This is a genomic window from Mucilaginibacter metallidurans (assembly GCF_003286435.2).
GTDB lineage: Bacteria > Bacteroidota > Bacteroidia > Sphingobacteriales > Sphingobacteriaceae > Mucilaginibacter > Mucilaginibacter gossypii.
The window spans coordinates 2,240,311-2,254,284 of sequence record NZ_CP043449.1 but is presented as its reverse complement, the minus strand read 5'-3'; the positions used below and the strand labels follow the sequence as shown (position 1 = coordinate 2,254,284).

Sequence of the window (13,974 nt, the reverse complement as noted above, 5' to 3'; positions counted from 1 at the left end):
GGAAACCTTCTACAAAAGGCAGTTTCAGAGTAGAGGGGTAATGGTTAACAAGGTCATAAACGACTTTCATTCGAACCTTGAAGGATATTTTGCAAATGAGGCGGCCCGTTCCGGTTTTCCATCAGTGGCCTACTTTGCAGAGAAAGCTTTTTTATCAACAAATTATTTTGGTGATCTCGTTAAGCACTTGACTGGTAAATCTGCTACAGATTATATTCAAAACTATGCGATCACCCTGGCTCAACAAAAACTTTTAAATAGCACTTTGACCATAGGCGAGATATCTCGTAGCCTGGGTTTCGAGTATCCCAATTATTTTGCCTTTTTTTTTCGTCGTAAGACAGGTCTCTCTCCCACGGACTATAGAAAACAATCCGAATAATAAACAATAACGACCAACAGTGAGAAGTTTAAGATTTATTAGTAGACATATTAAAATGTGTAGGCTAAACCATTATCCGTCTCCACGCTGAGAGGGGATATTGGACCATCTTTGTAATATGAGAAAGTTTATTATTATCATTTTTCTGCAACTCCATATACTATTATCATAGCTTGAGGCTGCGGTTAGTCTGCCATGATCTGGATCTTGAAAAGTCAGTTTACAAATCGCTTCCTCACAATTGAAGCTTTTTGTTTGGGGTTTATCACGATCTTCAAAAAACGGGCCGATATCAGCTGATATTGGCCCGTTTGATGCTTTCTTATCAAAGAGGGTGAACGTCATGATTTTTATAGCTGTATTATATATTTACTGTTCCGCATTGCTGTCTAAAGGTGGCGGAATCAATTTATACATTACAGGGGTTACTATACGCGACAGTATGGTCGAGCTGATCAGCCCGCCGATCAGTACAATCGCTAACGGTGCGATCAATGGATTGGGGTTCAAGGCAATTGGAAGCAAACCGCAGATTGCCGTAATGGAAGTAAGCACAACGGGTAGAAATCGGGTTTCGCCTGCCATCGCTATTGCTTCATCAATGCTATGGCCTTCCTCACGCAGGTGGTTGGTAAAATCAACCAGTAGCAGCGAGTTTTTAACCTGTATGCCTGACAGACCTATAAAACCGATGATAGAAACCAGTGACATCGGGTTACCCGTGAAAAGCAGGAATACCACACCGCCCAATATACCCAGGGGTATGATCGATAGTACGATAATGATCCCTTTAAATGTCTTGAACTGCAACAGCAGCACACCAACGAAAAGAAACGTGCTCAGGATGATCACCGACAGAAAGTTACCGCCTAATGCATCGCCTTCCGATTCCGCTTCTCCGGATAACTTGTAATAATAGCCCGGCGGCATTTTTAATTTATTCAGTTCAGGAACAACCTCTTTCAGGATATCATTGGCCAAGACGTGCTCTTTTGTTAAGGAAGTAACTTTTACAAAGCGCGATTTATTGAAATGGTTGATCGCCGTTGGCGATGTTTCAAACGAAATAGTAGCAATCTGGTTAACCAGTACGGGCGTGCCCTGGATATTATTTACGTACAGGTTCTTCAGGGCATCCAGGTTTGAGAACTTATTTCTGGGCAGGGTGATCACCACATTCCGCGAATCGCCCCTGTCATCAATATAGTCACCAACGGTTAAACCCGCCACGGCCATCCTTACCACTTTATCCACATCGCTGGTTAACACGCCTAAGGTACGGGCCTTCTCTTTGTCAATTTTTATTTTGACGTCTGACTTATAGGTATTCAATTCGTTGTTGATATAAAAAGTGCCCGGATTTTTTTTCAGGACCTCCTCCACTTTAAAGGAAAGCTTCCGTAAGGTGTCCTGATCCTCACCAAAAACCCTCACCACAATATTGGCTTCAATCGGAGTACCTTGTTCAAAATCTTTAACTTCTATCCTTGCATAAGGAAAATCGTTGAATTTTTTTCGCAGTTGTTTGATCAGATCTGTTTTCGATTTTGGACTTGTCTCTTCGTCCAGTTGAACGAATACCTGGGCAAAATCAGGCTTTACATCCTGCTGGTGTACGTTGTAATAGATCTGTGGATTGCCTTTGCCCACGTTAGATGTGTAATAAACGATCTCTTTGTGTTTCTTCAGTTCACCTTCTACCAACCTCGTCACGCGGTCACTTTCGGGAATGTCGGCTTGCAGGGGCAGTTTGATATTGATCAGGAACATCGGCTTTTCAGAGGTTGGGAAAAGCTTAAAACCGGTTTGTGTGAAAAGGAAAAAGGCAAGTCCGCTTAAAGCTAAGGAGATACCAATAGTGGTTTTGGGCCACTTTAAGGCAAGCGGCATTACCCGGGCATAAGACCTGGTGAGGAAACGTTGCAAGTGCTTTAAAAAGAAGTTACCCTCGCCATGTGTATGGGTTTTGAGCATCCTGCTACCCAAAAAAGGCACAAGCGTTAAGGCCACGATCATAGAAGCTAATACACTGGTCATCACGGCCATCGGCAGGCTACGAATAAATTCACCTGCCATATCGGGCAAAAAGGCAAGTGGCAAAAAGGCAATAACTAAGGTAGCCGTACAGCCTATAACCGCTATCCCTATCTGTTGAGTGCCTTTCAGGATAGCATCCTTTCGCGAATGCCCCTCGCGGAGCCAGCGCTCGATGTTCTCAACCACTACGATACTATCGTCCACCAGCAACCCCAATGCCACCACAAGCCCTACGATACTAAGCTGATTTAGGGAATATCCCAATAAATTCATGGTAATGAGCCCCAGCGCCAAAGAAAGCGGGATAGAGATCATCACGATCAGGGACGCTCTGAATCCTAATGGCAGCAAGGTAATTATCACTAAAACGATGGCTAATCCAAAATCAAAACCCAGGTGGCCCAAACGCTCGGAAACCATGTTGGCCTGGTCAAAGTTTTTAACAAGCCGGACATTCTCGGGCAGGCTTTTGCCGAATTCATCCAGTACCGGTAAAAACTCCTGCTGTAAGCTGGCGATATTCACATTGTCTTTCATCCCCGCTGTAACCAGCACACAACGGTGCCCGTTCAGCCGGGTGATATGATCGACAATGCCATCCTTGTAGCTCACATCGGCCACGTCTTTCAGATAAATGATCTTGCCGTTCGCATTATAAATAACGGTATTGGCTACATCATCGACGGTCTTGAACTTACCGCTGGTTTTTACATTGAATATCTTGCTGTCCAAATTGATGCCGCCGCCGGGGATATCCGCTGCCTCGCTTTGTAAACTGCCTATGACCACATTGAGCGGTATTTTTAACTGTGCCAGTTTATCCAGCTGCATGTCGATACGGATCTCCTGCTCGGGCATTCCAAAATACTTAACATCCTTCAGGTTGGTGATCTTCTCCAGGCGCGTTTTCAAAATATCCGCTTCATCCCTTAATAACTTTCCGGAAGCGTTATCAGAAACTAACGCCACTTGCAGTACCTTTACATCAGATGAGGATATTTTTTCTGTTTTGATCAGATAAATATCTTTTGGAAGCTCGCTATTTTTTAAAGCGTTGATCTCTGTCGATATCTCCTGGTATTTGTTGTCTACGTCCACGCCATATTTAAACTTTGGCTGGATAACCGCAACACCGTCTTCCACAGTGGTCAGGATCTTTTCGATGTTTTCCAGTCCGTAAATTTTGTTCTCAATGGGTTTTACCACCTGCTCTTCCATATCTTTCGGACTCGCGCCTGGATAGATCACAGTGATTAGGTATTGCGGCGGATGGGTGGTTGGGTCTTCCGACCGTGGCATGGTAAACAACGTTAATACGCCTACTACAGCGACAAGCAAAAATATGATCAGTGTGAACTGGTAGTTCTTAACTGCGAAATTTGTGATTTTCATAACTGCAGCTTACTTGATGATTTTAATAATGGACTGTTCGTTGAGGTAGGCGCTGTTGGAAACCACGATCTGGTCTATACCTTCCAGTTTATCCTTGAGATATACATTGTCGTTATCGAACTTCAGGATGGTAACCGGCACTCTTTTTACACGGGTCGCGCTAACGGTAGTAAACACAAAACCTTTATTGCCATCGGCCTCCACCAGCGATCCATAGGGGATCACCATCACACTTTCATCCTGGTGGGTGGCTATTTCCGCCTTGCCAAACATGCCAACCGCAGGTTTTATGCCACTTAAATTCAGCTTCAGCTCTACCTGGAACGATCCAAGGGCCTGGTCTGCAGCCTGCGACTTGCGAAATACCACCGCATCAAATTGCCTGCCTGCGTATCCATCGAGCGTGACTTTGGCTGTTTGCCCCGGTTTGATGATGGCCCACTCGCGGTCGGTTACGCCAACCTTTAGTGAATAACTGTTGTGCTGTTCGGTAGAGTTGATGAGCAGCACCGGCATTCCTTCGGCAATCACTTCGCCCTCATTGGCGATCTTCTTGCTCACAAAACCATCGGATGCTGCGTATATTTTGGAATAGCGGTCATTAAACGCCACCGCTTCCCGGGCCTTTTGCGCAACGTCAAGGGCAGTTTTAGTATTTTGTAACTGCTCTAAGGTATAAACGCTGTCTTTGTAAAGGTTCATTGCACGGCTGTAATCGCGTTGTGCCTTTTCCACACCCAGGCTGGATTGAGCCAGACCGGCTGAAATCTCGGTTGAATTGAGCGTAGCCAGTAATTGGCCTTTTTTAAAGAACTGCCCTTCCTGTACGAAGATCCGGCTGATCACACCACCTATTTTAAAAGCATATTTGGCTTCATCTTCGGTGCTCACCAGGCCGGTTGCACTAATGTGGTCGGGAACTCCTAATATGGAAACCGATGCTGTTTTAACGGGGATGATATCCGGTTCACCCATTGCATTTTGTTCCTGGTGTTTTTGTTTGCAGGAGGTTAGCAGGAATATGGCTGCCATTATTATGCTGAGTAATTGAAGTTTTTTCATTGTTGTATGTTTTTATTGTTGAATTGTAAAACTGGCATTAGCTCGTTCGATGGCCGTATAGGCTATCCAGGTGTCGTAAATGGCAATGTTGGCATTAAGCTGCGCATCTATCCACTGATTTTGGGCATCCAGCAGTTCGATGTAAATGGCCATTCCTTGCTTATATAGCTTGACCATATCGTTGTAGTAGGTCTGGCTGGTCTTCAACTGGGATTGTGCCGCTTCGTATTGTGCAATGGCGCTTTGCATGGCGGCCTGGCGTACTTTAAGCTCGGTAAGGAGTTGCTGCTGTACATAGTCGGTCTGTGATGCCAGGGCCTCTCGGTCTGCAATCGTTTGTTTTACCCGGTAACTATTTTTCCCGGAGGAAAACAGGTTCCATTCCAGGGAAACGCCTAATAAGTAATAGCGACTTTGGCTATTGAACTTCCAGTCGAACGCCTGCGATCCAAGGTCGATAAAGGTGCCCAGCTTGGGGATGATATAAGATTTGGCGAGCCCATTCAGGTTGCCGTTAATGTCTTTTGCGATCCTGAGCTTGGATAATTCTTCCCTGCCGCTAACGCTATTCCCCAACAATTGCTCCCTTGCGGGTAGCGTGGTAATATCATCCAAAAGGATGCTGTCCGTTAGCGAGCGATTGATCAGGAAGTTAAAATAGTAGCGGGCCGATTCCGCAATTTTCTTTGCGCCGGTAAGTGAGGCATTGATCCTGGATACTTCGTTCTGACTTCTGAGCACAACTGTGCGATTTACTTTACTGTTGTCATACAGCTTGGTATTGATTCTTTGGCTTTCTTCCACCAGCCGGAGCGAGGATTCATAGATCCCGGTAGCATAAATGGCTTTCGAGTAATTATAATAAGCCGTTTTGATCTCTTTGACCAGTTCGCGTTTATGAAGCTGGACTTCGGTTTTTTGCAGATCCACCTGCTGCGCCTTGATCCGCTTATTATAGATGAGCTCCGCATTCAAAATTGGAAGGGTGGTGCGAAACTTGGCGTCATAAAAATTATCCGGGTTGAGCAGAATATGCTGGTTTTGTAACTGCGGAAAAGCATTGCTGCCGGTCAGTTTATTCAGCGTAGAATAAACCCCGTTGAACAGGTCGCCCGTTGGAAATTCTATCGTCCGTCCGCCGTCGGCTTTCGTATAGGTGGTTGAAAAGGTAACCTCGGGCCCGAACATGCTTTTTGCTTCCTTCAATGCATATACATTTTTTTCGAGTACAAAGTCCTGTTGCTTAATGCTCTGATTAGAGTTGAGCCCCTCGCGGATGTATTCATCCAGCCGGCTTTGAGCTTTTGCCGAGGTAGCGGCTATCAAGGCTGCCGCCACCAGGACAAAACCATATTGGATATGTGTTTTAGATTTCATTTTTAATCACTGTTATAATTTTAAACATTGTTCAATAAAATGTCAAAAAAAAGCGTTAACTTTTTTCAAGGAGCGCGACAAAACACTCATAGCCGCTCTGCATCAGTTCCTCGTTCGTTCTGCCTATGAAACTTGTAGTACGGTCTTTGCAGAAGAGGGCACAAATGCCGTGCATTGCGGAAAGGATCATAAAGGTTAGATCTTCTGTATCCAAATCTTTGAATCTTCCCTTTTTCTGGCAGTCCTTAATTACAGAAGCCAGGCGGTCGATCGCTTCCTGTGCTATCTTAAAGCCACCATCATTTTCGGACATTTTTGCCGGTTCTTCCACCAGGAACATCAGGTTATAATAATCCTTGTTTTCTTGTGCAAATTGGATAAAGATGCGGCCCATTGCTTTCAGGCGCTCAAAAGGGTCACCCACCTTGTCTAAAACTTTGAACTGGTTGAGCAGTAACCCGAACCCTTCCTTATGCAGTTCCTGGAAGATCTCACTTTTATCTTTAAAGTAAAAATAAATAGAGCCTGGGCTGTAGTTGATCTCGTTGGCGATACTACGCATGCTGGCTTGTTCATAGCCTTTTTCAAGGAATACTTTACGTGCTCCGTTTAAAATGCGTTTATGCATTTCCTGTTTCTCTTCCAATTTTCGTTCTGCTATGCCCATTTTTATTAATAATAAGATACAAATATAATAGCGCCGGCCGGGTGGCGAAATTTCGCACCACGATTCGGCGTTTAGTTTTTCATGCCGGGGCTAATTTGTCCCATAATGTTTACAGCGGATTTTCGGCTCAATAATTTGAATCCAAATAGCATGAACCTATTCTTCCAACCTTGCACCACTCTCGGCTTCCGCCTGTTTTCCAGAGCCTTTACCATTTCTTCGGCGACATCCTCAACAGAAGACATTACAAATTTTGGAAAATCACTGGTGTGTCCGCCTGCATTTGAATGAAAGTCTGAGGCTGCAGCACCGGGATTAAAACCCATCACAAAAACTCCTTTTTTCTTGAACTCATACCACAGTGATTCCGAGAAGTTGGCGACAAAACCTTTGGTAGCTGCATAAACTGAACCGCCCGGGAGGGAAGAATGCGCAAGCAGGGAACCAATATTTACCAAAGCATCACCCTGCCTGGCATTTTGCAAAAACGCATAAGACAGGGTTACAAGGGCGTTCATATTGAGCTGCATGGTTGCCAGTTGCTCGTCCAATGGAATGTCAATAAACTTTCCGTAAATACCAGCACCTGCATTGTTGATCAGAACATTGTATTCCCCGGTTTTCAAATGATCCGCTACTTTTTGCAGGTTGTCTTTATCCGTCAGGTCCGCAACCAAAATGGTATGGCCAGTACCATCCAGATCTTTTACTGCCTTATTTAACTTTTCCTCGCTACGGGCTACCAGTGTTACCCGGTAATTTTGAGCAGCCAGGCGTCTGGCTATCTCCAGCCCTATGCCCCCGCTCGCTCCTGTGATCAATACTTTTTTCATGATTATCTGGTTAATATTTTAAACATGTCAAAATTATTGAACAGTGTTTAAATAATTAAATTAATTTATTAATCTGACGTCAGCATGATAGTCGGATTAATAAATTAATTTTAAATCGAGTAAAAACTTGCTGTGAAAGTAAGGAAGGAATATTTCGTGAGATGGAATGTAGCTTCAAACATTGGCACCGCGATTAAAAACAGTGCCTCAGTAAAATCGATAATGCACTGGAAGCAAAAATAAGTGAACTACCTATAGCCACACGCAGTATTGATGATGATTTAAACAGAGCTGTGTCTGCCTTGTCCTCAATAAATGGATTAATTAGCCTGGATGATCGCAAATTAAACCGGGAATTAATAGGTTCAGTATTTCCGGGAAAATTCACATTTGAAATTGAGAGATAGAACCGCTCGGATAAACGAGGTTGCAGATATTATCTGATAGATTAACAACTGGTTACAAGATAAAAAGCAAAGGGCAAGCGATGAAAATTCATGCTTGCACAGTTGGGTGCGCCCATTTGGCTCGAACCAGGAACCAAAAGATTTTGAGTCTATAGAAACTAAATTACTTGTTAAATAATTGAAAATAAACAGATTACTAATAGTAAACTTTAAATATCAGACCTATCACATTAGAGCATTTTTAAAATGTACGTGGTGTTACGTCGGCCTCCTCGCTCTTTTTCCAAAATACCTTTTTCAATCAAATTCTGTGTATCCCGTAAAGCCGTCTCAGCAGAACTCTTTGTCATTTTTGGCACAATTATCACAGATTGGTTTTCCAAAAATCATCGAGCAAAACCGTGAACATATGTTGTTGACGGCCACTTAACTGACCTCCACTGTTTTCTGGACAGCTCTCATCTTCCATAATTCAACCCCTTTTTCCGATATTGCAATTTTTTTTCTTTTATAATCGCCTGGGAAGACAGAGCGCGGTTCGCAAAAAAGCAGCCCGTCTTATCCATATTTCATTAGTCACGAGTGGCTTTGGCGATATGACATGAGCAAATGCTATTATGTGAAATTATTAAACAATTAATTATCAATTAATTAAACCAATGGCATTGCTTCTGCCCTAATCCTGTCATATCGTTCATCAAAAAAGTTGACGCCATGCAGATAGGAAATACCGGAATCGAAGGCTCGAACAGCCTTAGCCCCAACAATAGGATCACATCGGAAAATTGCGCAAACCCAATAGTTCCGGTGCTCGGTCGCCGAAACCAAGTCTGCTGGCCATTTATACTGTTATGCATGAAAATTCGGAAACTGCAAGGCAGAACACTGGCAATTTACCTCGAAGCCCTGGAGTTACTGCACATACTGTATAGATAATCAATCATCCATTAATTTCATAAACATGAAAAATTTCACAAAGATCACGGCTTTCATTCTTCTTCTCACAGCATTCGCTATGAGGCTACCGGCAAATTCAAATACGTTTTGGACAACAGCAAAATTAACTTCATTGCGTGTTGCCTACACCCTAGACAGCAAAAAATAAAAACCGGGTGGTGATTAGTTAAAGATTGGATCGCCAATCAATACTCCTTGTAACAAAAGCAATATGGAAATCTTATTATTTCTTACGACACACCTGATGATGTTTTCCTGCCTGATCGTCATTCTTCAAGCAGTTTACAATATACATCGCGACGATATAACAGAGCCCTGCATCTTTTGAGCGACAGCTTTCGGCAGGATTGAACAATGTAATTATTGAAATTTCACTTATTCCATTATTAAAAGTGAAATATCGCCGGCACGCACGCCACAAAAACAAGCTAATATATTGACTATGAAAATATTAAGCAAAGGCACATTTATGGCTAAAGCAATTTAATAGAGCTCCATTGGTTGAACAGGCGGCATGGCTATCAATGGTTTAAATATAGTTGGTAAAATCCAATCTGCAGAACAGCCAAAGATCAAATCAATTATGAACCCATTACCAAAATTATTCAGCCGTGAGGCATTCACCAGTATCGGCCTTATGGTTCTGATCTTGTTGGTGGCAGTTCAGTTTTTACGCCCAGAATTAAAAGAACGCCCGGTAACTCGTGATATCACCTTGCCGGCCGACGTTAAAGCAATCTTTAAAAAATCATGTTATGATTGCCATTCCAATGAAACTCAATTAGGATGGGGCGATCAGATCGTACCCGCTTACTGGCTGGTCGCCCGGCACATCAGGCAAGGGCGCGCACACCTGAATTTTTCTGAATGGGATAAACTGACGCCGGCTGAACGCAAACAAAAATTATGGGAGGCGGTCAATCATACCGCGCTTGGTGCGATGCCGTGCGCAGATTACGTTTTTATGCACCCGGCGGCTAAAGTATCCGATAAGGAATTAACTATCTTAAAAAACTACCTTGCCAGCCTTGTGGATTATGAGCCTTCTGATACTTCGAAAATCAATGCCGAAGCTATCCAATACCAGCAATGGCTGCATACGAAGGCGCAGTCCATTCTTCCCGTTTCACCCAATAGCATCACTTATGATCCGAACTATAAGAACTGGCAAGTCCTGAGCACCAGCAACCGCTTTGAAAGCGGGACCATGCGGGTAATATTTGGCAATGAGATCGCTATTCAGGCAGTCAGTCTTCATAAGACCCGTCCATGGCCCGACGGAGCCCGGCTCGCCAAAGCGCTTTGGACACAAGTAACAGATTCTGCCGGAAATGCGCGCACCGGTGCATTTGTACAGTTGGATTTCATGATCAAAAATTCGCAAAAGTATGCTTCTACGGGTGGCTGGGGATTTGCCCGTTTTAAAACATTGAAAATGGTACCGTATGGAAAAACCGCATTATTTGCATCAGAGTGTATCAATTGCCACCGGCCTATGAAAAATCAAGATTATGTATTTACTATTCCTGTTAAAACTGAACGTCGTGAAAGTCGTTAGATTTTTTCTTTTAGTTGCTGTGGCTCTGTCTATAGCCGGCTGTGCCGGGGCACCCTTTGTGGATCAACAATCGAATACCAGGGCGACAATACCTAAGAACGCCGGGTTTGATCCATCAAATTATAAAGTTATGAGTACGCTGATTGATAAAAAAGCTGGCACCATGTCCACCCTTTATGCAAATGATATCGCCATGCGTGCAGCCCGGTCAAGCAGGCTGAGAGGTGCACGGGGATTAGCCATGGCTCTGGTAACCTGGAAACAGCAGGAGAATCCTTATTGGTACGGAAATAACATCCCGGGTGAATTATTGTCGGTTGAAATGCTTAGTTCAGACAACCGGACAGACAGCATCAGGTATACGCTTTTTGAAAGAAAAAAATTAGCTTTTAACGGCTTATCGGCACAACCGAATCAAAGGAAAAATTTTATCTTAGACCAGAAACCTTCAATTATGCCCTAAAAATATTTTAAGCGCTAATGATCCGAAATCCCAAAGCAAAGTCAAGCAGACCATTTTATCTTTATTTTGCGATCACATGCGTTTGGCTTGCGATTTTTCTGCCTGCAAAGGTCCGGGGGCAATACTATGGCTATCCAAAGCCTATACCTGCGGCCATGGAAAGCTATTTACAGTTACAGCTGAAACATAGCAAGCCCGACTTAAACCAGGTAAAGGTGCTTTTAGATCTGGCTAACCTATATTATAATAAACCCTTGCGAAAACAGTCTGATCTAAACACTGCCCAAGGGTATGCGGAACGGGCAGGAAAGCTAAGCGGACAACTTAAATATACGAAGGGTTTTTCCCTCGCCCAGATCCGGATGGCTGAAATATTAAGTGATCGTCACCGTGTTGCCGAAGCAGATGCTTTATTGCCATCCGTTACAGGTGGCGAACGGATTAACATGCTGCTGACTTTAAGCTACAAAAATTTTTATGAAGCTAATGAAATTACGGATGGCTATTACGGTGATGCGCTGAAATATGCACGGCAGGCCAGGGATTTGTCCCTTAAGGCAAATGATAAAGAAAAAGAAATCATCGCCAGGGTCCTGTTGACCTATTTCCGCTATTATGGTAATTATACCGGGATAGAAGCAGACTTTACAGCCCTGCTTAAAGATAGTGAAACGGCACATTATCCCTATCTCGAGTACGTGTACCTGCCAATGTACGTTTATTACATGGCTACTGGTGATTATAAAAAAGGTTTTGAACTAGCCCAAAGATCCCTGGAACTTGAGAAAAGATTAAATGATCCGCTTGCATTAGCTGACTGTTACGGCGCTTTTGCAAATTTTTATAACAGTAACAAACAACCGGAAAAGTTTATTGAATATCTGAAGCTAGCGATTGATGCACAAAAGGTCCATCCCAGCATGTTCAATGATGATGCTCCTAAATTAGTTACCCAGGTGTCGGCCGCGTTACGAGCCATGAAGCGTTACGGCGAAGCGATTGACTACCTTCAAAGAGGAATGCGAGAGTTTCCAGCAACAGGATCAGAAAATGCGCGCTATGAAAGTGAGTTAGGCCGCTGTTACCAAAAGATAAACGTTAGAAAGGCTGAAAGGCATTTACTCAATGCTTATAATTATTTAAACAGCGTACACGAGGCCTTTCGGGCCGATCATCAGGAGATGGCACAGTTCTATGTCGAGACGCAGTCCTATGCCAAAGCCCGGCCCTATCTTGACCGGATTTCTAACGAGGTAAAACAAAAACTTAAAATATCTACGCGTAGCGAGATCGAGTACCTGTATTTTAAGGTTGATTCAGCAACTGGTAATTACAAATCTGCGATAGCACACCTGAGCCGTAACAAAGAACTTGATAATTTTTATTTAACCGAAAAAAAGAACAAAGACATTCAGGAATTGAGTATTAAATATGAGACAAAAAAAAAGGAAGACCAGATCAAAATACTTAACCAAAATTCCGCTTTAGAAAAGGGAAGACTACAACGTCTAAATCTGATCAAAAACGTGACTATCGTCGGTATTTTCCTCGTAGTGGTCATTGCCGCCTTATTCTACCGGCAAAGTACTATCCGTAAAAAAAACAACCTGATCATTTTAAAGAAAAACGAATTACTGGAGCATCTCTTAAAGGAGAAGGAATGGTTATTAAAAGAGGTGCACCATCGCGTGAAAAACAACCTGCATACGGTCGTTTGCCTGCTGGAATCGCAGGCGATCAATTTACAGGATGACGCTTTACATGCGATTGAAAATTGCCAGCACCGAATTTACGCCATGTCACTTATCCATCAGAAACTTTACCAGTCGGAAGATATTGAAACGGTTAACATGGCAATTTTTTTACCTGAGTTCATCGGTTATCTTAAAGACAGTACCGGCACCGGCAACAAGATATATTTTGAGCTTGAAGTGGACCTGATAAAAGTTGAAGTATCACTCGCCATACCGCTCTCGCTGATCATCAATGAGGCCGTGACCAATGCGATCAAATATGCGTTTCAAGGGCGAACAAATGGCATAATATCCATTAAGATGTATACTTCCGGCCCTAAGGTTAAATTGATTATCTCCGATAACGGAATCGGCATACAACATGACCATCTTCAAGGCCCGTCCAATTCACTTGGCCTCAAACTTATCAGGGGATTGGCCGATGATATCAATGGCAGCCTCGAAATCCAAAATCGAAATGGGACTTCCATCATGATCGAGTTTCAAATCGAACCGGTAACCTACAATAATGACGCATTGACCGAGACGGAAATCGCACGGAACGGTTAAATATTTTGTAACTGTGTCTGTCAAAATCATTTAATTGCTTGTTCAAGGGCATCTGAGTCAGATCACTTTAAGGATCAGCCTCCAGCCGGACAGTTTACAGGAACGCAGTTTAGCTCCTTAGGAGTAAACTGCGTTTGCCGGGGTTAATGCTGATAAACTCACAGACCTAAGGTATAAGTAACACAAGGTCAGGATAACCAGCCGGAATCAGGCTTGACCGTAAGAACGCTGAGATAATATTTCAGATAGGCAAGGCATAAAAAAACATTTAATAAAAGAACACCAACCGCCATAGGTACCCCAGCCGGTGCCAGTATGATATGAAACAAGAAAATATTTACGCTTACCGGCAACAGCACTAATAAAAACAACGCTGTATACCGGTTGATTAATAAAAAGAAACCACCTACAATTTCCACTATTTTCAAAAATTGAAAAAAGTAGTCTGAAGAAATCGGTGCTTTAAGAAAGTCATCTCCTTGCTTTCCCATTTGAGGAACCGGCGTAAATTTGAGAAAGAAATCAGGCCGAACACA

General features: G+C 43.2%; 10 protein-coding genes. 4 read left to right on the top strand and 6 right to left on the bottom strand.

The window, feature by feature from the left end; genetic code table 11:
• Positions 1 to 40 precede the first annotated feature (40 nt).
• Entirely contained in the window at positions 41 to 382 is a 342-nt protein-coding gene (locus DIU38_RS09795; RefSeq protein ID WP_112652396.1) for a helix-turn-helix domain-containing protein, read from the top strand.
• A gap of 369 nt (positions 383 to 751) precedes the next feature.
• Here DIU38_RS09795 and DIU38_RS09790 read toward each other — a convergent pair whose 3' ends face one another.
• The 5 genes from DIU38_RS09790 to DIU38_RS09770 all read right to left on the bottom strand — a co-directional run bounded on the left by DIU38_RS09790 (position 752) and on the right by DIU38_RS09770 (position 7,750).
• Entirely contained in the window at positions 752 to 3,811 is a 3,060-nt protein-coding gene (locus tag DIU38_RS09790) for an efflux RND transporter permease subunit (protein WP_112652397.1), read from the bottom strand.
• Positions 3,812 to 3,820: 9 nt separating this feature from the next.
• Complete coding sequence (locus tag DIU38_RS09785) at positions 3,821 to 4,873, bottom strand: efflux RND transporter periplasmic adaptor subunit (RefSeq protein WP_112652398.1); 1,053 nt, start codon at positions 4,871 to 4,873, stop codon at positions 3,821 to 3,823.
• Between the two features lie 12 nt (positions 4,874 to 4,885).
• Positions 4,886 to 6,250, bottom strand: coding sequence for a TolC family protein (locus tag DIU38_RS09780; protein ID WP_112652399.1), 1,365 nt, complete (start codon positions 6,248 to 6,250; stop codon positions 4,886 to 4,888).
• 55 nt (positions 6,251 to 6,305) lie between these two features.
• Complete coding sequence (locus DIU38_RS09775; RefSeq protein ID WP_112652400.1) at positions 6,306 to 6,917, bottom strand: TetR/AcrR family transcriptional regulator; 612 nt, start codon at positions 6,915 to 6,917, stop codon at positions 6,306 to 6,308.
• A gap of 71 nt (positions 6,918 to 6,988) precedes the next feature.
• Entirely contained in the window at positions 6,989 to 7,750 is a 762-nt protein-coding gene (locus tag DIU38_RS09770) for an SDR family NAD(P)-dependent oxidoreductase (RefSeq protein ID WP_112652401.1), read from the bottom strand.
• A 1,947-nt stretch (positions 7,751 to 9,697) separates the two neighbouring features.
• Here DIU38_RS09770 and DIU38_RS09765 point away from each other — a divergent pair.
• The 3 genes from DIU38_RS09765 to DIU38_RS09755 all read left to right on the top strand — a co-directional run bounded on the left by DIU38_RS09765 (position 9,698) and on the right by DIU38_RS09755 (position 13,438).
• A complete protein-coding gene (locus DIU38_RS09765; RefSeq protein ID WP_112652543.1) occupies positions 9,698 to 10,672 on the top strand; it encodes a heme-binding domain-containing protein in 975 nt (324 codons plus the stop codon).
• Positions 10,673 to 10,802: 130 nt separating this feature from the next.
• Positions 10,803 to 11,135 carry a hypothetical protein gene (locus DIU38_RS09760; RefSeq protein WP_146750379.1) on the top strand — a complete coding sequence of 111 codons (333 nt, stop codon included), beginning with the start codon at positions 10,803 to 10,805 and terminating at the stop codon, positions 11,133 to 11,135.
• A 155-nt stretch (positions 11,136 to 11,290) separates the two neighbouring features.
• Positions 11,291 to 13,438, top strand: coding sequence for a sensor histidine kinase (locus DIU38_RS09755; protein ID WP_167516133.1), 2,148 nt, complete (start codon positions 11,291 to 11,293; stop codon positions 13,436 to 13,438).
• 188 nt (positions 13,439 to 13,626) lie between these two features.
• Here DIU38_RS09755 and DIU38_RS09750 read toward each other — a convergent pair whose 3' ends face one another.
• Complete coding sequence (locus DIU38_RS09750) at positions 13,627 to 13,929, bottom strand: hypothetical protein (protein WP_112652404.1); 303 nt, start codon at positions 13,927 to 13,929, stop codon at positions 13,627 to 13,629.
• Positions 13,930 to 13,974: the final 45 nt, after the last annotated feature.